The sequence below is a fragment of the Mycolicibacterium sp. XJ662 genome (assembly GCF_053484035.1).
Genome location: NZ_JBEFTL010000004.1, coordinates 1 through 21,935 on the forward strand (window position 1 = coordinate 1; position 21,935 = coordinate 21,935).

The window sequence follows — 21,935 nt, forward strand, 5'->3', positions numbered from 1 at the left end:
CACCAAGATCATGTCGTCCTTGTTCATCACGCCGACCTTTCTGAGTTCCTTACCGTATGGCCAACAGTTTAGCTTCCGGACCGTTGCCGTGGCGTATAACGTTGTCCTAGCGACAACCTACGGCGACGTGAGGTGAAGATGTCCCGAATAGCACCGTCAGCGGCGTTCGATTCCATACCGACCGACGGTCTGGGTCAGGGTGACCGGATCAACCTCGGGGTGGCGTCGATACTCGGCCATCGGCCCGAAGTCGCCGGTGCACTCGGCACCCTGAAGGCGGCGCTGGTTTCGAGTGGGACGTTGGCGCCCCGGCTCGTCGAGCTGGTGCGCTTGCGCATCGCGTTTCACAACCAGTGCCGAAGCTGTATGTCGGTGCGCTACCAGAGCGCGATCGACGACGGTCTGACGGAGGCTGCGGTGTGTTCGCTGGAGAAGCCCGGTGACGCCGACGACCTGTCGCCCGCCGAGAGCAGTGCGCTGCGGTTCGCCGACCTGTTCGCCACCGATCATCTGGCGATCGACGACGCGGTATATGACGATCTGCGACGCCATTTCACCGAGCAGGAACTCGTCGAGCTCGGTGTGCACTGCGCCTACGCGCTGGGGATGGGCCGGTTGACCGCGACGTGGGACGTCACCGACGATGTGCCCGACGCGTTCCGGGCGACGTCGGAACCACGTGTGGCGCCGTGGGATTCTGACGGCGTCGTCGCCTCGGGCTAGCCGGTACGGCGGCCAAATGCCGGTCGAGGCGGTCTGGCATGATGTCCCTTCTCCAGATCTAGACCAGATCTCGCACGGGGGGACGAAATGAGCGCCGACACCGCCGATCCCGATCTGGTTAGTGGGATCCCTCGCCGGCGCATCGTAGTTGCGTCGATGGTGGGCACCACCATCGAGTTCTACGACTTCTACATCTACGCGACCGCCGCCGTCTCGGTGTTTCCACACCTGTTCTTCCCGAAAGGCGATCCGACGACGGCGCTTCTGGCGTCGCTGGCCACCTTCGGCCTGGCCTTCGTGGCCCGTCCGCTGGGCTCGGTGCTCTTCGGCCACTTCGGCGATCGCGCCGGTCGCAAGGTCACGCTGGTCGCCTCCCTGCTCCTGATGGGAATTGCGACGTTCGCGATCGGGCTGCTGCCGACCTACCATCAGATCGGCCTCGCCGCGCCCGCGTTGCTGGCCATCATGCGCTTCTCGCAGGGCTTGGCGCTGGGCGGGGAATGGAGCGGGGCGGCCCTGCTGGCGACCGAGACCGCCAAACCCGGCAAGCGAGCCTGGGCCGCGATGTGGCCGCAACTCGGAGCACCGTTTGGCTTTCTGCTGGCCAACGGACTCTTCGTGTTGCTGCTGCTATGGATCGGACACAGCAACATCGCGCCCGACCTTGACGGACCTTTCCTGACGTGGGGCTGGCGTATACCGTTCCTGCTGAGCGCGGTGATGGTGGCCATCGGTCTCTACGTTCGGTTGCGCCTCGTCGAGACGCCGGTATTCGCCCGCGCGGTTGCCCGCGGCGAGAAGGTGAAAGTTCCTCTTGCCGAGGTATTTCGAACCAGCTGGCGTCCGCTGATCATCGGCACCTTCGTGATGCTGGCGACCTACACGATGTTCTATCTCATGACGACCTGGGCGCTGAGCTACGGGACGGCGAAGCGGACACCAGACGGCGGAGGTCTCGGGTTCGCGTACGTCGACTTTCTGGAACTACAGCTGTTCGCCGTGTTGTTCTTCGCCGCGACGCTGCCGCTGTCCGGTGTGGTCTCCGACCGCTTCGGCCGCCGGGGACCCCTACTGGTCGTCACTGCGGCCATCATGGCCTTCAGTGCCCTGTTCGTCCCGTTGCTCGCCTCGGACACGGCCTCGCATGGCACGATGTTGCTCTTCTTGATCGTTGGAATGACGTTGATGGGGTTCACGTTTGGTCCCATGAGCGCGGTGTTGCCTGAACTGTTCCCGACGAATGTGCGCTATACGGGCTCAGGGGTTTCCTACAACGTGGCAAGCATTCTGGGTGCTGCGGTGGCGCCGTTCATCGCCACCTGGCTGGCAACACAATACGGCGTCGGCTGGGTCGGCCTGTATCTTTTCGTCGCGGCGTCACTGAGCTTCATCGCGATACTGGTCATGCGCGAGACCAAGGACGCCTCCCTGGATAGCGTCGAGGTGTTGGCTCCAGACCGCTTGCTAGGCTGAGAACCCAATCCCCTCAACATTATTCGCTGCGCAGGTAGATGGCCCGGACGGTGTCCACGGTGTCGGCCTCGGCGGGGCTCTTGTCGTCGCGGTAGCGCAACACCCGGGCGAATCGCAGCGCCATCCCGGCCGGATACCGCGACGACGTCTGCACTCCGTCGAGCGCGATCTCGACGACCTGCTCGGGACGCACCTTGACGACATAACCGTCCGTCGGGCCGTCGGCCAGTTCGAGGAACCTGGCGGTCTGCCATTGCAGCATCGCGTCGGTCATGCCCTTGAAAGTCTTTCCGAGCATGACGAACTCGCCGGACTCGGGATCCCTGGCGCCGAGGTGGATGTTGGACAGTTTGCCGGTGCGACGGCCCGAGCCCCATTCCACCGCCAGCACGACGAGGTCGAGCGTGTGCACGGGTTTGACCTTGAGCCAGCCCGCGCCGCGGCGCCCGGCCTCGTACGGCGCCGTCGGCGACTTCGCCATGACGCCTTCGTGACCGGCGGCCAACGTCGCATCGAGGAACTCCTGCGCGGCATCGACATCGTCGGTGACCAGGCGGTCGACCCGCTGACCGTCGGGAATGATGGTGTCCAGCACCGCGATGCGCTCGCTCGTCGGGTGGTCCAGCAAGTCGACACCGTCGAGGCGCAGCACGTCGAAGACGAACACGGACAAGGGCTGCGCCGTGCGGGCCGCCTCGATGTCGACCGACTTGCCGAACCGCGACGCGGTGACCTGAAACCGGTGCGGACGGTTGTCGGAGCGCAGCGCGATCGCCTCGGCGTCGGCGATGAGCTCGGTCACCGGCCACGCCAGGGCGGCGTCGACGACTTCGGGTAGCCGTGTGGTGACGTCGTCGAGGCTGCGGGTGTAGATCGACACCGCATCGCCGGCCCGATGGATCTGCACCCGGGCGCCGTCGAGCTTTGCCTCGAAAACCGCTGTGCCACTGAGGCGTTCGAGTGTTTCCGCGACCCCGGTGGCAGTCTGCGCCAGCATCGGTCCGACCGGCCTGCCGACCTCGAGGGTGAACTGCCGCAGGCCCGCCTCGCCGTCGGTCAGTGCGGCGGCCGCGACGGCGGGAAGCGCGCCGCCGAGCATGGCGGCGCGGCGCACCGTGGCCGCGGGTACGTCGGCGGCCTTGGCCACGGCGTCGGCCATCACGCCGGCCAGCGCGCCCTGACGCAGTTCGCCGCTGAGCAGCCGGCGCAGGAACGTCTGCTCGCCGTCGGTGGCGCGGCCGAACAGATCGGTGAGCAGCCCGGCGCGTCGCGCTTGTGACCCCTTGCCTGACACCGCCCCGATCTCGGTGAACCGCGCGTCGACCTCCAGCACCGTCAGCGACGGTTCGGCCGCCGGCGCCGGCACCGAACGCAGCGCCGCCCACCCCACCCCGATCTGGCGTTGCGGCAACTCGCCCGACAACCACGACACCGCCACCGCGACCAGTCGCGCGTCGCCGTCGTCGCCGGCACGCCGCAGCAACTCGGCGATCCGGGCGATCTTGGCCAGCCGCGACGACGCGGCGCCCACCTCGGCCGACGCGGCGGCGACGTCAGACAGCAGCACCAAACCAGCCTGTCATGGCCCCCACGACCGCGCGAGCGTGCGTGAACTCTCGACAGTTCACGGCGTGTCGACCGCAGAACCGCACGCTCGCCGGTGCCGCGCGGGTGGTCACGTCACCGAGAACGACACCGCATGCCAGCCGGAGGCGCCGTCGGGCACCGGGGGCGCCACGTCTGCGGTCTGCACCGCGCCGGTGTTGTCGATGGCCCGCACGGTGATCGTGTGCGGGCCGGGTTCGGCCTGCCAGGCAAAGCTCCACAGCCGCCAGGTGTCGTCGGAGTAGCTGTCGCCGAGGTCGGCCGGGCGCCAGTCGCCCGAACCGCCGGGGCCGTCGATGCGGACCTCGACGCCGCGCACGCCTCGGGGTTGTGCCCACGCGACGCCGCCGAACGTCACCGGACCCGCCGCGACGGCCTGTCCGCTGCGGGGCACGTCGATGCGCGACTGGGTCTTGATGGGTCCGCGCGCGGACCACCCCAGCTTGGTCCAGTACGCCTCGGCGCGGTCGAACCGGGTGACCTCGAGGTCGACGACCCATTTGGTGGCCGACACATACCCGTAAAGGCCGGGTACGACGAGGCGGGCGGGATATCCGTGTGCGGTGGGTAGCGGCTCGCCGTTCATCCCGACCGCCAACAACGCCTCGCTGTCTCCGGTGAGCGCTTCGACGGGTGTGCCCGCGGTGAACCCGTCGGTCGACGTCGACAGCACCATGTCGGCGTCGGCGTGAATCCCGGCCTCGGCCAACAGGTCCCGCACCCGGTAGCCGGTCCACGCGGCGTTGCCGATCAGGTCGCCGCCGACCGGGTTGGACACGCACGTCAGCGTCACGAGCTTCTCGACGGCCTCGAACCGTTCGAGATCGTCGAAGCGGTAGGTGATTTCGTGGTCCACCATGCCGTGGATCCGAAGCTGCCAGTCGTCGCGGCTGAGCTGCGGCACCGTCAATGCGGTGTCGATCCGGTAGAACTCGTCGTTGTCGGTGATGAACGACGTCAGGTCAACGTCTTTGGGCTGCACGGCGGGCCCGGGCGGTGGGGCGGCGACGTCAGGACGCGGCAGCGCGAACGCGTCGCGGTCAGACGCCACCGACGACGTCAGCCGCGACAACACCACACCGACCACCCCGGTGGCCGCCCCGGCCGCTAATAACCCGAGCGCCAGCAGCGACAGCCGCCTGCCGGGCTCGGCCCGGTCCTCGGGCGGCGGGTCGGTGAAACGCCCGGAGACGAGCAGGCGCAACACGGCCACTCCGCACGCGGTCCCCACCAGCGTCGGCACGACGTCGGCGAGCGTCGCACCCGCGCGCGACAGCACCGCCGCACACCCGGCGGCGCCGGCCAGCACGATCGCGATGCTTCCCACCGGGACGCGGCGGCTCTCGAGCGCAGCGGTCAACGCGGCGACGAGCGCGATCACCCCCAACACCGCCACGGACAGGAAGAGCTTGTCGGCCATGCCGAACGTCGCGATCGCCCATTCCTTGACGGGGGCCGGCGTCAGGTCGATGACCACCGAGCCGACGGCGGTGCGCGCGTCAGCCTGCGGGCCGAACGCGACGGCCAGCAGTTGGGTCACGCCCAACGCCACCGCCGCGGCAGCAAGACCCGCCAGCATCCGCGTTTCCCGGGCGGGTACGGCCATGCTGCCAAGGTACTGCCCGAACGGACCCGAAACGCCGACCGGACGAGGCCGTCGGCTAAGTTGCTTTACGATTCGACGAAATTTTGGAAAGGCGGCTAGATGGAGATCGAGGGTAAGAAGGCCATCATCGTCGGGGGGGCGTCCGGTTTCGGCAAGGCGACCGCCGAGTTGCTGGCCAAGCGCGGTGCGAGCGTGGCAGTGCTGGACCGCCCGCAGTCGAAGGGCAAGGAAGTTGCCGACGCGATCGGTGGCTCCTTCTTTGAGGTCGACGTCACCGACTTTGAGGGCACCGAGAAGGTGCTGCAGCAGGCGATCGACGAGCTCGGCGGACTGCACATCATCGTGACCACCGCCGGCGGCGGCGCGGCCGAGCGCACCGTCAAGAAGGACGGCCCGCACAGCCTGGAGACCTTCCGCAAGAGCGTGGACCTCAACCTCATCGGCACGTTCAACATCAGCAGGTTGGCGGGCTGGCAGATGAGCAAGCAGGAGCCGGTCGACGACGAAAAGGAAGAGCGCGGCGTCATCATCAACACCGCCTCGATCGCCGCGTTCGAGGGCCAGATCGGACAGGTGGCCTACACCGCGTCCAAGGCCGCGATCGCGGGCATGTGCCTGACGATGGCGCGCGACATGGGCAGCCTGGGCATCCGCGCGCTCGCGATCGCGCCGAGCCTGTTCGCGACCGGCCTGACCGAGGGCATCCCCGACGAGTTCGCCAAGGCGCTGACCAAGGATGCGGCGTTCCCCAAGCGGCTCGGCAAGCCTGAGGAGTACGCGAAGCTGGTCGCCGCGATCGTCGAGAACCCGATGCTCAACGGCCAGTGCCTGCGTTTGGACGCGGGCCAGCGCTTCGCCCCCAAGTAACTGGTGATTTCGGCGCGCTCATGGACCGTGACGGGGCGTGAGCGCGCCGAAACCGCATTAGGGTGGGCGGGGTGGCGACCGTCGCCGAACACCTCATCGACGCCCTGCGGGTCAGCGGCGTGCGCCGCGTGTACGGGCTGCCCGGCGACAGCCTCAACGGGTTCACCGACGCGATCCGCCGATCGGGCGAGATCAGCTGGGAACACGTTCGCCACGAGGAGACCGCGGCGTTCGCGGCGGCCGCCGACGCGGCGCTGACCGGCGGGCTGGCGGTCTGCGCAGGCAGCTGCGGCCCCGGCAACCTCCATCTGATCAACGGCCTGTTCGACGCGCAGCGCAGCCGGGTTCCGGTGCTCGCGATCGCCGCGCACATACCGCGAGTCGAGATCGGTTCGGACTACTTCCAGGAGACCCATCCGCAGGACCTGTTCCGCGAGTGCAGCGTCTACTGCGAACTCATCAGCACCCCGGAGATGGCGCCGCGGATCCTCGAGATGGCGATGCGGGCCGCCGTCGAGGACAGCGGGGTGGCGGTGGTGGTCATCCCGGGGGAGATTTTTCTGCAACGCGCCGACGCGTCGGCCTGGAACGCGCGTCCGGTCACCGCGACGCGCTCGGTCGTGCGCCCCGACGACGAGTCGCTGCGGCAGGCCGCCGCCATCCTCAACGACGCGCGCGCCGTCACGATCCTCGGCGGCGCCGGGGTGGCCGGCGCGCACGACGCGCTGATCGAGCTGGCCGGCACCCTCAACGCGCCGGTCGTACATGCGTTGCGCGGCAAGGAGTTTATCGAGTACGACAACCCGTTCGACGTCGGCATGACGGGTCTGCTCGGGTTCGCCTCCGGCTACAAAGCCATCAAGGAGGCCGACGCGCTGCTGATGCTGGGCACCGACTTCCCCTATCCGCAGTTCTATCCCGACGACGCGAAGGTCATCCAGGTCGACATCCGGGGCCGCCACCTCGGCCGGCGCACGCCGATCGATCTCGGGCTGGTGGGCACCGTCGCCGACACGGTCGCCGCGCTGGCGCCGTTGCTGCGACCCAAGACCGACCGCGAGCACCTCGACCGTTCGCTGCGCCACTACCGCAAGACCCGCAAGTCGATGGACGAGCTGGCCGTCAACGACCGCGACCGCACCCCGATCCGGCCGGAATACGTTGCGGGCCTTACTGATCAGCTCGCCGCCGACGACGCGGTGTTCACCGTCGACGTCGGCTCACCGGTGGTGTGGGCGTCGCGCTACCTCACGATGAACGGCCGGCGCCGGCTGATCGGATCGTTCAACCACGGCACGATGGCCTGCGCGCTACCGCACGCGATCGGCGCGCAGACCGTACAGCCCGACCGGCAGGTCGTCGCGCTGGCCGGTGACGGCGGGCTGACGATGCTCTTCGGTGAGCTGGTGACGCTGATCCAGAACAAGCTGCCGGTCAAGGTGATCGTCTTCAACAACTCGTCGCTGAATTTCGTTGAGCTCGAAATGAAAGCCGCCGGGATCGTCAACTTCGGCACCGACCTCGTCAACCCCGACTTCGCCGCCGTCGCGCAGGCGATGGGCATCTTCGGCAGGCGCGTCGAGCAACCGGGCGACCTGCATCGGGCCCTCGTCGACGCGTTCGCCGTCGACGGGCCCGCGGTGATCGATGTGGTGACCGCGCGCCAGGTGCTGTCGATACCGCCGGCCATCACCGTCGAACAAGCCAAAGGCTTCTCGCTGTACGCGATTCGGACGATCATGGCCGGGCGGGCCGACGAACTTCTCGATCTGGTCACCACCAACGTGGCCCGCCGCATCCTGGACTGAACGCTCACGCCGGCCGCGGTACCGCCGACAGCAGCGATTGGCCGATCCACGTCGGAACCGCGCGGCGCACCTCGGCCGGCCCGGACACCGCGACGCTGCCGTCGAGCAGCGCGTGCTGCCACGTCACGTCGCCACGCCAAATCCGGGTGAGGGTCCGCAGGCTCGCTTCGACGGTGCCGGCCACGTCGTAGCCGGGATCGAAGTCGCACACGTCAGCCTGATCATCGGCCACCACCAGCCACCACCGTGCGGCTTTCGGCGCCACCTCGGTCAGCCGAAATGCCAACGTGGTCCGCTTGCGCGGCCATTCGGCGATGGGGATGGTGCGCCGGATATCCCACATCAGCAGGTGCGGGTCGAGATCCTGTTCGCCGAGTTCGCCGATCCACCGCACCCCCCATGCGCCGAGCGCGTCGACGACCTCGGCGAGTTCCTTGCCGCACGCCGTGAGCGTGTAGGTGGTGCGGCCGTCGACGTCGGCGCGTTCCACGACACCGGCGCGAACCAGCGATTTCAGCCGCTTGGACAACAGTGCCGGCGACATCTTCGGCACCCCGCGACGCAGATCGTTGAAGTGGCGGCTGCCGAGCAGCAGCTCACGCACGACGAGCATGGTCCATCGTTCGTCGAGCAACTCCATCGCCTTGGCGACGGGACAGAACTGGCCGTATCCGGGCATGTGCGTACCTCCGGGCCGCAACGGGCAGTACAGATATCGAACCAGGGCGGGTACAGATTTGGAACTGGAATGCGGTGATCGGCGTGCGCGACGATATCCGCACCGAGCAGGAAGGAACTGCGATGAACGACTCCGCCACCGCCGTCGACGACGGCCAGATCGCCGCCAAACACCGGGTCATGTGGGCCTCCGGGGACTATCCGAAGCTCGCGGCCGAGATCGTCTCACCGCTGGGCCCGATCCTGGTGCAGGCTGCCGGGATCGGCCCCGGTGACCGTGTGCTCGACATCGCCGCGGGCACCGGCAACGCGGCCATTCCGGCTGCGCTCGCGGGCGCCAACGTCGTCGCCAGCGACCTGTGTCCGGAACTGCTCGAGCACGGCGGCCAGCGGGCCGTCGAGCGCGGTGTCACGCTTGAATGGCGCGAGGCCGACGCACACGAATTACCTTTCGGTGACGCCGAATTCGATGTAGTGATGTCGTGTATCGGGGTGATGTTCGCGCCGTTTCACCAACGCGCGGCCGACGAACTGGTGCGGGTGTGCAGACCGGGCGGCCGGGTCGCGTTGCTGAGCTGGACCCCCGAAGGCCAAATCGGTGAGCTGTTCGCCACCATGAAGCCCTACGTCGCGGCGCCCCCGCCCGGCGCGCAACCGCCACCGCTGTGGGGCAGTGCGGATCACGTCCGCGCCCTGCTCGGCGACCGCGTCACCGACGTCGTCACCGAACGACGCACGCTGAGCGTCGGGCACTTCGGCGACGGCGCCGCGTTCCGCGACTACTTCAGGTCGATGTACGGGCCGACGATCGCGGCGTACCGCAACATCGAGGCCGACCCGGACCGGGTCGCCGACCTCGACGCCGACCTGGCCCGCCTCGGTGACGGCTTCCTGCGGGGCGGTTCCACGATGGAATGGGAGTACCTGCTGCTGACAGCGCGCAGAGCCTGACACGATGGCGGTATGTCCGATGCCGCACAGCAGCTACCCACCCTGTCCGACGACGACCAGAAGGCGCTGCAGCGCTGGGTGCGCGACCAGCGCCTGGGTTCGACTGTCACCGACGTCGAACCGCTGACCGGCGGCACCCAGAACATCGTCGTGCGGATCCGGGTCGACGGGCGGCCGATGGTGTTGCGCCGGCCGCCCCTTCACCCGCGCCCGACGAGCGACAAGACCATGCTGCGCGAGATCGCGGCGCTTCGCACCCTGGCCGGCACCGACGTCCCGCACCCGGAGTTCATCGCCGGATGCGACGACCTCGACGTGCTCGGGGTGGTCTTCTACCTGATGGAAGAGGTCGACGGCTTCAATCCCGGCAGCGAGGTCGACGAGGCCTACGTGCGCGATCCGGGCATGCGCCACCAGGTCGGCCTGTCCTACGCGGCCAGCCTGGCCCAACTCGGCAACGTGGCGTGGGAGGGCAGTCCGCTCGCCGAACTCAAACGGCCGGGTTCCTTTCTGGAGCGCCAGGTTCCGCAGTTTCTGCGGCTGCTGGAAAGCTACCGTCACGACCGGTACGACCCCGCGTCGCTGGCCGTCACCGAGCTCGCCGAATGGCTGGAGACCACCCGGCCGCCCGACGGGCAACCCGGAATCCTGCACGGTGACCCGCATCTGAGCAACGTGATGCTGCGCCGGGACAAGCCGGAACTGGCGGCGTTCGTCGACTGGGAGATGTGCACGATCGGCGACCCGCTGCTGGACCTCGGTTGGATGCTGATCTGCTGGCCGCTGGAGACCAACACGATCACCGCGGGCGCCGCGCTCGCTGCGCTCGGCGGGTTGGCGAGCCGGCGTGAGCTGCTGGATGCCTATCTCGACGCCGGAGGTCGCGAAACCTCAAGGCTGGACTGGTATGTCGCGATGGCATGCTTCAAACTCGGGATCGTGATCGAAGGTACGTGGTCGCGCTTCCTGGTCGGCCAGGCCAGTCGTGACGCGGGGGAGCGGTTGCATGCCAACGCGCAGAACCTGATCGACATCGGCACTCGAGTCGCCAAGGGCGACAGCCCGTTCGGGATCTGACGCGATGCGGTCTCAGCCATAGGTGTCGAGGGCCAGCTTGACCGCCACCGCCAGACCGGCCACGCCGATCAACACCCGCATCGGACCGGCGGGGGTATGGCGGACCACGACGGGGCCCAGGCGCGAGCCGATGAGGCAGCCGAGTCCCAGCGGCACCACGGCCCACCACTGCACCGGCGCGACACTCGCGAACACCACGGCGGCGACTAGGTTGGCGATGCCGAGTAGGAAGTTCTTGCTCGCGTTGGCGCGCGCCAGCGTCGTGTGGCCGATACGCAACAGCAGCGCCAGCAACAGCACACCGGCGGCCGCGCCGAAGTAGCCGCTGTAGATCGAGATCAAAAAGATCGACCCGGCTTCGAAAACCGTCCTCGCGGTACGACGGCGCCCCTTCGCGGTCGCCACGTCGGCGTTGCTGCTCCGCGGTAGCAGGATCGCCAGCGACGCCACCCCCAGCAGTACCGGCACCAGACGCTCGAAGCTCCCCGGCGGCGTCGACAGCAGCAGCAGCGCGCCGAGAGCCCCGGCCAGCGCGGCCAGCGGCATCATCCGCAACAGCCACCGGCCCTGTCCGCGAAGCTCCGGGCGGGACCCGAGCACCGAACCGACGCCGTTGAACACCAACGCCACCGTGTTGGTGACGTTGGCGGTGACGGGCGGTAACCCCGCGACAAGTAGCGCCGGGTAGGTGGCTACCGACGCGAGTCCCGCGATGCTGCCGGTGAGTCCGCCGATCACACCCGCCGCGAATAGCAACGCCCAGTTCATCGGCGGCTCACGTTACGTCCTGCGCACACCGCCGGCATGTCGGGCACCGAGTGCGGGAGGAAAAGCAATTGCACACCTGCTCGCCGAGCGTCTAGCATCGGCACCGTGCCAAGGCGACTTGTAGTAGTAGCAACCCGCAGCGGGGTCTGATCACGACCGACCCCTCGCTGTGGGTCGAAGCTACTACTTCCGTCGGTCACTCCTATGAGCAGAAGACCGGCACATGTCCCTTGCAGTCACCACACGACCCACCCTCACCGGGGCGGCGCGCTTTGGAATCCCGTTGCCTCGCGGCCTACGTGAGGAGGCCGATGCAATGTCGTTTGAATCGTTCGTCAGCGAGTACGCGCCGAGCGCCGGGCCGCTGCAGTTGCGTACCTGGTCCTGCGCCGACGGCCACCGTCGCGCGACGCGGCTGGGGCCGCAGGCCCGGTCTTACCAGGCAACCCTGGCCATCGGTGAGCGGGTCAGCACGTCGTCGGCGGCGGCGTCAGGTCCGGTCGCCGCGTTGACGGCGATGCTGTACGACGACCTCGGCATCGCCGTCGAGACCACCGCTTTCCACCAGGTGCCCGCCGGTGAGCGCACCGCGACGTTCATCCGCGGCTCCGACGGCGCGCGCTCGGAGTGGGCGATGGGCCTGTCGGACGACCCGACGCGGTCGGCGCTCGACGCGGTGATCGCCTGCGCCAACCGGCTGATCACGGTGCAATAGGCCCCGGTCAGCGCAGCGGGCGCAACACGATCGGCATACCGTCCATCGGCATGGGCATACCGGCGTAGTCGTAGCTCGGCTTGTAGCCCGGCCGCGGCAGCTCGAGGCGGTACTTGCGCAGCAGCCGGTGCATCACGGTCTTGATCTCGAGCTGACCGAACACCATGCCGATGCACTTGTGCGCGCCGCCGCCGAACGGGGCGAACGCATAACGGTGCTTCTTGTGCTCCGCGCGGGGTTCGGCGAACCGGTCGGGATCGAACTTCTCGGGGTTCGTCCACAGCTCCGGCAGCCGGTGGTTCATCCCCGGCCACGTCACGACGTTGGTGCCGGCCGGAATGTAGTGACCCAGCAGATCGGTGTCGCGCACGGTCTGGCGCACGTTGAACGGCAGCGGGGTGACCAGCCGCAGCGATTCGTTGATCACCAGGTCGAGGGTTTCCAGCTTCTCCAGCGCCTCGATGTCCAGCGGCCCGTCACCCAGCCTGGCCGACTCGTCGCGGCAGCGCTCCTGCCACTCGGGGTTGGCGGCGAGGTGGTAGCCCATCGTGGTCAACGCCGACGTCGACGTGTCGTGGGCGGCCATCATCAAGAAGATCATGTGGTTGACGATGTCTTCGTCGGTGAAGCTGTTGCCGTCCTCGTCCTCGGCATGGCACAGCACCGAGAGCATGTCGGTGCCCCCGGCGTGGCGGCGCTCCTTGACCCGCTCCTCGAAGTAGTCCTCGAGCACCTTGCGGGCGCGCAGCCCGCGCCACCACTTGAACGGCGGGACGCTGGTGCGGATGATCGCGCCGCCGGCGCGGGTGGTGATGGTGAACGCCTCGTTGACCTTGGTGACCAGTTCCTGGTCGGTGCCGGGCTCATGTCCCATGAACACCACCGAGGCGATGTCGAGGGTGAGTTCCTTCAGCGCCGGATGCAGCAGGAACCGCGCGTCGTTGGCCACCCAGTCCTCGGCGACCACCTTTGACGCCACCTTGTCGATGTGTTCGACGTAGCCGGTCAACCGGGTGCGAGTGAACGCCTCCTGCATGATCCGGCGGTGGAACATGTGCTCTTCGAAGTCGAGCATCATCAGGCCGCGGTTGAAGAACGGGCCGATGACCGGATGCCAGCCCTTCTGCGAGTAGTCCTTGTTCTTGTTGGAGAACACGGCCTGGGTGGCGTCGGGCCCCAACGCCGACACCGATGCGAGGGCCGGGGAGTGGGCGTAGTGCACGGGGCCGTATTTGCGGTAAACCTGCAGCACATAGTCCGGTCCGCCGCGGAAGGCCTCGATCATGTGCCCCAGAATCGGCAGGCCTGAATCACCCATGACCGGTTTGAGCCCGCTGCCCGCCGGCGGCTCCGCCAGCACGAACTGCGGCCACTCCCGGTTGTTCAGCCGCCGCTCGAGAGGACCGAGCGGCAGGTTGTTCAACGTCGGGGTCAACCGGCGTTTCGCCTGGTCGATGAGGTAATCCTTGGTGCTGATGGTCGGCATCGGACACTCCTGAAAACGGCAAGCTGTGGTGGATGTCACCTGACACCCATCCTGGTATTCTCTCTTGACGCCTGTCAAGTTTGGGCATAGGTGCGTCGCGATGAAAAGGTCTTAAGCCATGACGGCTGAAGTGAAGGAGACACGTCGGAGCCGCGGTGATCGTCAGCGCGATGCGATCGTGCGCGCGGTGCGCGAACTGCTTCAGGAACGATCGTTCGCCGACCTGTCGGTGAGCACCATCAGCGAGCGCGCCGGGGTGGCCAGGTCCGGCTTCTACTTCTACTTCGATTCCAAGTACGCGGTGCTGGCGGTGATCCTCGCCGACGCCGGCGAAGAACTCGACAAGCTCACGCACAACTTCGCGCCCCGTGAACCGGGGGAGACCCTGTCGGATTACGCCAAGCGGATGGTCGGCAGCGCCGCGGCCGTCTATGCGACCAACGACCCGATCATGCACGCCTGCGCGGTGGCCAGAAACACCGACGCGCAGATTCGGGAAATGATGGACGATTTCGCCGACGGCATCATCGACAAGATCGTCAGCCTGGTGGAGCAGGACGCCGACGCGCGTCCCATCTCCGATGATCTGCCCGCCCTGGTGCGCACCCTGGCGGCGACGACGACGATGACACTCACCCACGACAGCGCGTTCATCGGCCGCGGGCGCGATCCCGCGCGGGCCATCGAGATCGTCGAGCGGTTGTGGCTGTACGGGCTGTGGGGCGGGTCGGACCTGCGCGAGAACCAGCGCGACGGGTAGGTAATCTCACCGCCATGGCGCAGCGAGGCGGTTTCAGCGGTAAGCGTTGTTTTCTGACCGGGGCCGCCAGCGGCATCGGCCGTGCGACCGCGTTGAAACTGGCCGCCGAGGGCGCCGAGCTTTTCCTCACTGATCGTGACGCCGAGGGTCTGGAGACCACCGTCGCCGACGCGAAGGCGCTGGGCGGCCACGTGGCCCAGTACCGGGCCCTGGATATCTCCGACCACGACGCGGTGGCAGCCTTCGCCGCAGACATCCACGCCGAGCATCCTGCGATGGACGTCGTGATGAACATCGCCGGGGTGTCGGCGTGGGGCACCGTGTCGACGCTGACGCATCAGCACTGGAAGTCGATGGTCGACATCAACCTGATGGGCCCGATTCACGTCATCGAGGAGTTCGTTCCGCCGATGGTCGCGGCGGGCCAGGGCGGGCATCTGGTCAACGTGTCATCGGCGGCCGGGCTGGTCGCGTTGCCATGGCACTCGGCATACAGCGCAAGCAAATACGGGTTGCGCGGCCTGTCCGAGGTGCTGCGGTTCGACCTCGCCCGCCACCGCATCGGGGTGTCGGTCGTGGTGCCCGGCGCGGTGAAAACCGGTCTGGTGCAGACGGTTCAGATCGCCGGTGTGGACCGCGAGGATCCCCGCGTCAAGAAGTGGACCGACAGGTTCAGTGGCCACGCGATATCACCGGAGCACGCTGCCGACAAGATCCTCAAGGGCGTGCGCCGCAACCGATTTCTCATCTACACCTCGGCCGACATCCGGGCGTTGTATCTGTTCAAGCGGGTCGCATGGTGGCCCTACAGCGTCGCGATGCGTCAGGCCAATGTCCTGTTCACCCGCGCGTTGCGCCCTGACGCACGGCGCCGCTAGCGGTTGCCCCAGTCCCACGGCGGCGCGGTCAGCAGTCCCAGTCCGTCGACACGGGTTTCGCCGAGATCCTTGTACAACCCGATCTCCACTGCAGTCGCTTCCTTGTCGGCCGCCTCGGCGACGGGCAAGGTGTCCAGGAACTCCAGCAGCGCCTTCGAGTGCGTGACGACGACGACCTGGGTGGTGGTTGCCGCCGCGCGGATCAACGTCGCCAGCGGGCGCACCAACTCGGGGTGCAGCGAGGTCTCCGGTTCGTTGAGCACCATCAGCGACGGCGGTCGTGGGCTCGACAGTGCGGCCGCCCACAGCAGGAACCGCAGTGTGCCGTCGGATAATTCCGCGGCGCGCAGCGGTCGCAGCATGCCCTGTTGGTGTAGCCGAAGGTCGAACAGGCCGTCGTGCACGGCCACCGACACGGTGGCCCCGTCGAAGGCCTCCGCGACGGCGTGCGGCAGATCGTCGAACCCGGCCTCGAGCGCGGTCTGGATGGCCGCGGCCAGATCACTGCCGTCGTCGGACAGCACAGGCGTGCGCGTGCCGACCTGACGCTGACGCGACGGTGCGGCGGCGTCCACCCGGAAACCGTCGTAAAACCGCCAGTCCCGCAGCCGGTCTCGCACGGCGGCGAGTTCGGGATGCGCTCCGGGGTGGGCATATTCGGCGAGCACGCTGCGGTACGGCGGCAGCGCCTGTGACAGCTTGTCGAATCCCCGGCCGGATTCCGCGCGCGCCTCGGCGTAGTCACGGGTGCGACGCACCAGCGTCGAGACGGGACGCATCACCGGGCCGACGAACACCGCCTCGCGCTTGATTTCCGGATCCCGCGCGAACAGGGAATTGTGCCCGGCCATCTGGGGCAGCCCGAGATCCACCAGGTAGCCGAAATCATCTGAGGCGAAACCTAGTTCGAGTGAGACGGGGCCGATGCGGGTGGTGCCCTCGACGCGGCCGCTTTTGCGTGCGGCGCCCAGTTGCTCGGGACCAGCCCACAGCACGGACTCCAGCCCGCCCTCACGGGCCAGCGAGCCGATCACCTCACCGCGCCCACAGTCGGCCAGCAGCCGAAGCGCACGGTAGAGCGACGACTTGCCGGTGCCGTTGGCGCCGGTGACCACGGTGAGCGGGGCCAGCGGCAACACGATATCGCGCAGCGACCGGTAGCCGCGGATCGCGACGGTCTGCAGCACTTGTCAGCACCCGCCTTCCGGTGGTGCGGTGGCACGGATCCCGGCAAGTACCACGTCGACGATGCGTTCCGCGTCCTTGCGAGTGAACGTGCGGGTGCCGCGGTTGACGATCAGGCGTACTGGACCGGCCATCATCTCGCCGAGGAATACGCTGTCAACTGCCGGCAGCTCACCTCGGTCCTCGGCGAGGTTTACCCGATGTTGTAAGGCAGCTCCCCGCTCTTCGAGGATCATGGTCACGGTCTGTCGGACGGCGGGGTTGTCGTCGGTGACCTTCATTGCCTGTTCGAGTGCTCGGCCGAACGGGGTCTGCAGGCCGGAGGCGATTCCCATCAGGTAGTCCACCAGATCATTGCGGAGGTCACCGCTGTCGGTGACGGACGCGAGACGCTCGGCGTATTGCAGCAGGGCGGCGGTGACCAGCTTCTCGCGGTCCGGCCAGTTGCGGTACACGCTGGCCCTGTGTACGCCGGCGAGCTCGGCGACTTCCTCGTAGCGAAAGCCGGTGATTCCGTGCCGCGCGACGAGTTCGGCTGTCGCGCTGAGAATCTGAGCGCGCACGCGGGCGTTGCGACCGCCAGGGCGGCGGCCCGGCGACCGATCCGCGGTGCCGTGGACCATTCTTCCGCCCCTGTCTTTCCGTCGGGTGTCGATTCTTGTCAGGTCCGATGTTGCGGTGCAAGCGTGTCTGCGTCTAGTGTGCAATTAAAGCGACGATTTGTCGATTTAGAGTTTCCGTCGATCGGCTGGTTCGCCGCGACGAGAGGTCGTCACGTTCAGGCTCCGTAGCCGGTTGTCGCACCCGCCCGTGCAAGCCATTTGGGGAAGGACCGTTCTTGAACGACAGGTCAGCTGCACCAGCCTCGTCGTCGCGGGAACACAAGTGGAGTGGGCGGCTGATCCTGTGGACGGTAGTCCTCGTCTGCGCGAACGTCCTCGCCGACGTCGTCGTCGGTTCGCCCATGATGGTGCTGCCGCAGTTGCTCGATCATTTCGACACCGACCAGGCTGCTTGGTTGAACGCCAGTGCCATGCTGGCCGGAGCCATCTGGTCACCACTGCTCGCCAAGAGTTCCGACATCTTCGGCAAACGCCGCATCTTGATCGGCACCCTGCTATTGGCGTGCGCCGGGGCGCTGATCTGCCTTATTGCCCCCACCGTCTGGATCTTCCTCGTGGGACGTTTTCTCCAAGGTGCCGCCTTCGCCGCGGTCTTTCTCACGGTGACCCTCGTTCGCCAGATCTGCTCTCCCCGCACGGCGATGGCTGTGGTCGGGGTCTTGACCTCAGGATCGTCGATCGTGGGCGTCGTCGAGCCCTTCCTGATGGAGCCGGTGATCGAGGAGTTCGGTTTTCGGGGAGTGTTCGTCGTCGCGGCGTTGCTCGCCGCGACGGCCGCGCTGTGTGTCCGCACTTTCATTCCGGAGTCCCCGATTCGCGGAGCCGGACGCGTCGACGTGGCCGGCGCGCTTCTCCTCGGTGGCGGACTCGGCGCGGTCCTGGCGTACGCCAGCCTCGGACGAGACGTCGGGTGGTTGTCCGGGGGCATGCCCGCGCTGCTGGTCTTCGGTTGCGCTGCGTTGATCTGCTGGGCGTTCAGAACACTTCGCGTCGACGAACCGATCATCGACATCCGTGCCCTGACCCGGCCAATCCTGTTGACGCTGCTGGCTTTGGTTTTGGCCGCGGGCGCCTTCCGAAGCATGCTGCAACTGACCAGTCTCGTCGCGCAGGTGCCAGCGCACCTCGGGCTCGGCTACGGGCTGGGCAGCGGAGAGGCGGTCGCCATGCTGCTCGCCGCCCCCAACCTCGGCATCGTCATCGGCGGTGTCGGCGCCGGCTGGATCGCCGGGCGCGTCGGCCCTGAACTGCCGCTGCTCGGCGGCGTGGCACTCGGGATCGGGGGAACGTTCGCGATGTTGGCGGGCGTGTCAGTCGTCGCGCTCGCGGTCGTCTGCGCCGGCGTGCTCGGTATGGCCGCCGGGGCGATCGGCGCATCCGGATACAACCTGGTGACGAGCCTCGAGACGCCGGAGAGGCAGGGCACGAGCGCCGGTCTGGTCTCGGTCGTGCTCGCTTTGGGTTCGGTGATCTTCAATGTCGCCGGAGGCGAGATCCTCAGGGCCACTCGAGCAGGCGGTCACTTCGCCGGCGACGTGGCAGTGAGCACCGCGACCGGTGTCTACTTCTACATCTTCATGGCGGGCACCGTCATGACGCTGGCGGCGGTGCCTGCGACTGTGCTGATCCGAAACCGGTGGGTGTCACATCGGGCGCCCGCGCTGCTCGATCAGTAGCCGCCTTCGGGCGGCGCCAGTTCCAGTCGCACACCCAGCAGCCGCACCGGCCGGTCCAGTTCGAACTGGCCGAGCAGATCCAGTGCCGTCGCCGTGATGATCTGCGCGTCGACGGTCGGCGCGGCCAGCTTGCGGATCTTGGTCCTGGTGTAGAAGGTCTTGGTACGCACTGTCACCGCCACCCGGACCACGACGCGGTTCTGCTCGACGACCTCGGTCAGCGTCTGCCGCGCCAGGTCGACGACCGCCGCGTCCATCTCTGCGCGGTCGGTGAGATCGGTGGGGAAGGTGACGACGTGGCTGCGTGATCGGGGTATCCACGGCGTTGCGCTGACGTCGGCGTCGCCACCGCCCTTGGCCAACAACAAGATCCACAGCCCGGTCGTGGGCCCGAACGTCGACGTCAGCGTCGTGGCGTCGGTGACGGCCAGATCGGCGACGGTGGTGATGCCCATCGTGGCAAGTCTTTTGGCGGTCTTGGGCCCGACGCCCCACAACGCGTCGACCCCGCGGTCACCCATCACCGCCGTCCAGTTCGCGTCGGTCAGCACGAAAACACCCGCCGGCTTGCCGAACCCGGTGGCGACCTTGGCCCGCTGCTTGTTATCGCTGATGCCGACCGAACACGACAGGCCCGTCTCGTCGGCCACGACCTCGCGGATCCGTTCGGCCAGCGCGACGGCGTCGGCCGCGTCGTCGAGTTCGGCACCGACATACGCCTCGTCCCAACCCCACACCTCCACCGGGTGGCCGAAGTCGCGCAGCAGCCCCATCACTTCCTCGGAGGCGGTGTCGTAGGCGTCGGTGTCCAACGGCAGAAACGTCGCATCCGGGCACTTGCGGGCCGCGGTGCGCAGCGGCATGCCCGCGTGCACCCCGAACTCGCGCGCCGGATACGACGCGCACGTGACAACCTTGCGGGGTTCGTCGGGGATCCCGTTGCCGCCGACGATGATCGGCAGGCCTTCGAGTTCGGGGCGTCGGCGTACTTCGACGGCGGCCTGGAACTGGTCGAGGTCGACGTGCAGGACCCAGCGCGTCATTGCCCGCACAGTTTGCGGGCCACCGACTCCCACGCATCGCCGAGGCTGTCCAACGTCGCACCACGCTCGACGAGTTGGTGGTGCACGTAGTCGACGTCGAGCAGCGCGAGCAGCGCGGCGGCCTGCGCGTCGAGGTCACCGGAGGTGCCCGCTTCCTCGAGCAGCACTCGAAGGTGGCGGTGATGCAGCGTGATCGGCGGGCTGAACCGCGTCTGCGGATCGCGGTTGGCGTCTGACATCAGCGCGTGGTGGATGTGGACGAACTCGAGACGGCTGCGCCCGTAGGCCAGCAGCCGCTCCACTGGCGGCGCCCCGGGGCCGAGCGGGGGAGGGCCGAACAGGAAGGCCTGCTGTGCGGCCTTCTCGTCCTCGTCGAGCAGCACGATCATCAGTCCCGCCCGGCTGCCGAACCGGCGAAACAGCGTGCCTTTGCCGACGCCGGCGGCCGCGGCGATGTCATCGGTGCTGACCGCATCGGCGCCGCGTTCGGCGATCAGGCGACGCGCGGCTTCGAGAAGCAGCATGCGATTGCGCGCCGCATCGCCTCGCTCCTGAGGCTCTTGGTCGGTGACCGGCAACTCGGTGAGGGGACGAGGTGCGGTCATCACACCAGTTTAAGTCAAGCGGAATTAATCGGACTATAGTCCGGTTCTGCTGTGAGAGATTTCGAACGAACCGAGAAGGAACGCGACATGGTGGACATCAATGTGTTGGTGCTGGTGGGCAGCTTGCGGGCGGGCTCCATCAACCGTCAGTTGGCCGAGTTGGCGGCCGAAACCGCTCCGGACGGGGTGACTCTGCGGCTCTTCGACCGGCTCGGCGAGCTGCCCTTCTACAACGAGGACATCGACAACGACGCGGAGCACGGGGGCGTCCCCGAACCGGTTGCGGCGTTGCGTCAGGCGGCCACCGACGCCGACGCCGCGCTGGTCGTCACACCCGAGTACAACGGCTCCATCCCCGGCGTGCTCAAGAACGCGATCGACTGGCTCTCGCGGCCGTTCGGCGCCAGTGGGCTCCAGGACAAGCCGTTGGCCGTGATCGGCGCCGCGCTGGGTCGCTACGGCGGCGTGTGGGCGCACGACGAGACGCGCAAGTCCTTCGGGGTCGCTGGGCCGCGGGTGGTCGAGGATCTGCACCTGTCGGTGCAAAGCACCGTTTTCGACGGTAAGCATCCCCGCGAGAACGCCGAAGTGGCCGCCAACCTGCGCGACGTCGTCGGCAAGTTGGTCGCCGAGGTCGGTTAGCCGGCGGCGGCCGACGGCCTCCGGCGGGGCCACCGATTAGTTTGCTGGCGCGGGTGTGCGCCCGGTCGGGCAGCCGGGTTTTGTCGGAGCGGGGTGGTAAACCGAGCGGTGTGGGGCGCCGCACGCGACGGTGTGATGTACGACACGCCGGGGGTGTCGGACCGGACGGCTTACGACCTGCGAATTTCAGAAATGTTATTCAGAACATCTGGTATCCCTTCGCAATGTCGGACACTAGGTGTAGTGTTTCGAGCACCGACAGACCACCGCGGTACGTGTACCGCTTCAGGGTCAGCCGGGGCCCCCGAATCCGGCGCGGTCGGTTTCCGACCCTCCGAAGAGGGAGTACCGGCAGCCAGGAATTTCGGAGGTCTTCGGGCCGCTGAAGTAGAGCGGGATGTAGTAACCGACGAGTTGCCAGTCTCAGTGCAGTGACAGTTGTAGAGGAGCCGTACCGAAGATGAGCCAGCCATCGATCACCGTGTACACCAAACCCGCCTGCGTGCAGTGCAACGCCACGTACAAGGCGCTCGACAAGCAGGGCATCGCCTACGAGACGGTCGACATCAGCCTCGACACCGAGGCCCGTGACTACGTGATGGCGCTGGGTTACTTGCAGGCGCCGGTCGTGGTGGCCGGTAACGAGCACTGGTCGGGCTTTCGGCCCGATCGCATCAAGGCGCTGGCAGGCGCGGTCGCGGTTACGGCGTAGCGGCCGCATCCGCGGCGCAACAAATAGAGGAATCGGATAGCCGAAGACATCAGG

The 21,935-nt window shown here is 67.5% G+C and carries 21 protein-coding genes; 12 read left to right on the forward strand and 9 right to left on the reverse strand.

Going from position 1 to position 21,935, the window contains the following annotated elements; all coding sequences use genetic code 11:
• The first annotated feature begins 138 nt into the window (after positions 1 to 138).
• Together ABQE93_RS13450 and ABQE93_RS13455 are read left to right on the forward strand one after the other, a co-directional pair.
• A complete protein-coding gene (locus ABQE93_RS13450) occupies positions 139 to 723 on the forward strand; it encodes a carboxymuconolactone decarboxylase family protein (RefSeq protein WP_448408684.1) in 585 nt (194 codons plus the stop codon).
• Between the two features lie 87 nt (positions 724 to 810).
• Positions 811 to 2,196: an MFS transporter gene (locus ABQE93_RS13455; protein WP_448408682.1), complete on the forward strand. Its 1,386-nt coding sequence runs from the start codon at positions 811 to 813 to the stop codon at positions 2,194 to 2,196.
• A 19-nt stretch (positions 2,197 to 2,215) separates the two neighbouring features.
• On the opposite strand, the gene ABQE93_RS13460 is transcribed toward ABQE93_RS13455, so the two are convergent.
• Both ABQE93_RS13460 and ABQE93_RS13465 read right to left on the reverse strand, forming a co-directional pair.
• The gene (locus tag ABQE93_RS13460; protein WP_448408680.1) at positions 2,216 to 3,763 is read right to left on the reverse strand and encodes an ATP-dependent DNA ligase; all 1,548 of its coding nucleotides are present in this window, start codon (positions 3,761 to 3,763) and stop codon (positions 2,216 to 2,218) included.
• Positions 3,764 to 3,871: 108 nt separating this feature from the next.
• Complete coding sequence (locus ABQE93_RS13465) at positions 3,872 to 5,407, reverse strand: molybdopterin-dependent oxidoreductase (RefSeq protein ID WP_448408679.1); 1,536 nt, start codon at positions 5,405 to 5,407, stop codon at positions 3,872 to 3,874.
• 99 nt (positions 5,408 to 5,506) lie between these two features.
• On the opposite strand from ABQE93_RS13465, the gene ABQE93_RS13470 reads away from it, so the two are divergent.
• Positions 5,507 to 6,274: an SDR family NAD(P)-dependent oxidoreductase gene (locus ABQE93_RS13470; RefSeq protein WP_448408677.1), complete on the forward strand. Its 768-nt coding sequence runs from the start codon at positions 5,507 to 5,509 to the stop codon at positions 6,272 to 6,274.
• Positions 6,275 to 6,345: 71 nt separating this feature from the next.
• Positions 6,346 to 8,082, forward strand: coding sequence for a ubiquinone-dependent pyruvate dehydrogenase (gene poxB, locus ABQE93_RS13475; RefSeq protein ID WP_448408676.1), 1,737 nt, complete (start codon positions 6,346 to 6,348; stop codon positions 8,080 to 8,082).
• A 4-nt stretch (positions 8,083 to 8,086) separates the two neighbouring features.
• Here the strand turns inward: poxB and ABQE93_RS13480 are convergent, their stop codons facing one another.
• Complete coding sequence (locus ABQE93_RS13480) at positions 8,087 to 8,761, reverse strand: winged helix-turn-helix transcriptional regulator (RefSeq protein WP_448408675.1); 675 nt, start codon at positions 8,759 to 8,761, stop codon at positions 8,087 to 8,089.
• Positions 8,762 to 8,883: 122 nt separating this feature from the next.
• On the opposite strand from ABQE93_RS13480, the gene ABQE93_RS13485 reads away from it, so the two are divergent.
• Positions 8,884 to 9,711, forward strand: a complete 828-nt coding sequence (locus tag ABQE93_RS13485; protein ID WP_448408720.1) for a class I SAM-dependent methyltransferase — start codon at positions 8,884 to 8,886, stop codon at positions 9,709 to 9,711.
• A 12-nt stretch (positions 9,712 to 9,723) separates the two neighbouring features.
• The gene (locus tag ABQE93_RS13490; RefSeq protein ID WP_448408674.1) at positions 9,724 to 10,788 is read left to right on the forward strand and encodes a phosphotransferase family protein; all 1,065 of its coding nucleotides are present in this window, start codon (positions 9,724 to 9,726) and stop codon (positions 10,786 to 10,788) included.
• A 12-nt stretch (positions 10,789 to 10,800) separates the two neighbouring features.
• On the opposite strand, the gene ABQE93_RS13495 is transcribed toward ABQE93_RS13490, so the two are convergent.
• Positions 10,801 to 11,556: a sulfite exporter TauE/SafE family protein gene (locus ABQE93_RS13495; protein WP_448408672.1), complete on the reverse strand. Its 756-nt coding sequence runs from the start codon at positions 11,554 to 11,556 to the stop codon at positions 10,801 to 10,803.
• Positions 11,557 to 11,779: 223 nt separating this feature from the next.
• Here ABQE93_RS13495 and ABQE93_RS13500 point away from each other — a divergent pair, with 223 nt between their 5' ends.
• Positions 11,780 to 12,271: a 2-isopropylmalate synthase gene (locus tag ABQE93_RS13500; protein WP_448408670.1), complete on the forward strand. Its 492-nt coding sequence runs from the start codon at positions 11,780 to 11,782 to the stop codon at positions 12,269 to 12,271.
• 7 nt (positions 12,272 to 12,278) lie between these two features.
• On the opposite strand, the gene ABQE93_RS13505 is transcribed toward ABQE93_RS13500, so the two are convergent.
• The gene (locus tag ABQE93_RS13505) at positions 12,279 to 13,757 is read right to left on the reverse strand and encodes a cytochrome P450 (RefSeq protein WP_448408669.1); all 1,479 of its coding nucleotides are present in this window, start codon (positions 13,755 to 13,757) and stop codon (positions 12,279 to 12,281) included.
• A 118-nt stretch (positions 13,758 to 13,875) separates the two neighbouring features.
• Between ABQE93_RS13505 and ABQE93_RS13510 the strand changes: the two genes are divergently transcribed.
• Positions 13,876 to 14,517 carry a TetR/AcrR family transcriptional regulator gene (locus ABQE93_RS13510; RefSeq protein ID WP_448390622.1) on the forward strand — a complete coding sequence of 214 codons (642 nt, stop codon included), beginning with the start codon at positions 13,876 to 13,878 and terminating at the stop codon, positions 14,515 to 14,517.
• A gap of 14 nt (positions 14,518 to 14,531) precedes the next feature.
• Positions 14,532 to 15,395 (forward strand): SDR family oxidoreductase, encoded by an 864-nt coding sequence (locus ABQE93_RS13515; protein WP_448408667.1) that lies wholly within the window; start codon positions 14,532 to 14,534, stop codon positions 15,393 to 15,395.
• Here ABQE93_RS13515 and ABQE93_RS13520 read toward each other — a convergent pair.
• Both ABQE93_RS13520 and ABQE93_RS13525 read right to left on the reverse strand, forming a co-directional pair.
• Positions 15,392 to 16,582 (reverse strand): AAA family ATPase, encoded by a 1,191-nt coding sequence (locus ABQE93_RS13520; RefSeq protein ID WP_448408666.1) that lies wholly within the window; start codon positions 16,580 to 16,582, stop codon positions 15,392 to 15,394. The genes ABQE93_RS13515 and ABQE93_RS13520 overlap by 4 nt on opposite strands.
• A 3-nt stretch (positions 16,583 to 16,585) precedes the next feature.
• Positions 16,586 to 17,143 (reverse strand): TetR/AcrR family transcriptional regulator, encoded by a 558-nt coding sequence (locus tag ABQE93_RS13525; protein ID WP_448408664.1) that lies wholly within the window; start codon positions 17,141 to 17,143, stop codon positions 16,586 to 16,588.
• 275 nt (positions 17,144 to 17,418) lie between these two features.
• Here ABQE93_RS13525 and ABQE93_RS13530 point away from each other — a divergent pair, with 275 nt between their 5' ends.
• Positions 17,419 to 18,879 (forward strand): MFS transporter, encoded by a 1,461-nt coding sequence (locus ABQE93_RS13530; protein ID WP_448408662.1) that lies wholly within the window; start codon positions 17,419 to 17,421, stop codon positions 18,877 to 18,879.
• Here ABQE93_RS13530 and ABQE93_RS13535 read toward each other — a convergent pair.
• Both ABQE93_RS13535 and ABQE93_RS13540 read right to left on the reverse strand, forming a co-directional pair.
• Entirely contained in the window at positions 18,873 to 19,922 is a 1,050-nt protein-coding gene (locus ABQE93_RS13535; RefSeq protein ID WP_448408660.1) for a DNA polymerase IV, read from the reverse strand. The genes ABQE93_RS13530 and ABQE93_RS13535 overlap by 7 nt on opposite strands.
• The gene (locus ABQE93_RS13540; protein ID WP_448408658.1) at positions 19,919 to 20,527 is read right to left on the reverse strand and encodes a TetR/AcrR family transcriptional regulator; all 609 of its coding nucleotides are present in this window, start codon (positions 20,525 to 20,527) and stop codon (positions 19,919 to 19,921) included. Before ABQE93_RS13540 ends, ABQE93_RS13535 begins: the two co-directional genes overlap by 4 nt.
• 87 nt (positions 20,528 to 20,614) lie before the next feature.
• On the opposite strand from ABQE93_RS13540, the gene ABQE93_RS13545 reads away from it, so the two are divergent.
• Together ABQE93_RS13545 and ABQE93_RS13550 are read left to right on the forward strand one after the other, a co-directional pair.
• Complete coding sequence (locus ABQE93_RS13545) at positions 20,615 to 21,169, forward strand: NADPH-dependent FMN reductase (protein ID WP_448408656.1); 555 nt, start codon at positions 20,615 to 20,617, stop codon at positions 21,167 to 21,169.
• A 460-nt stretch (positions 21,170 to 21,629) separates the two neighbouring features.
• The gene (locus ABQE93_RS13550; protein ID WP_448390678.1) at positions 21,630 to 21,881 is read left to right on the forward strand and encodes a redoxin NrdH; all 252 of its coding nucleotides are present in this window, start codon (positions 21,630 to 21,632) and stop codon (positions 21,879 to 21,881) included.
• The last annotated feature ends 54 nt before the right edge of the window (positions 21,882 to 21,935 follow it).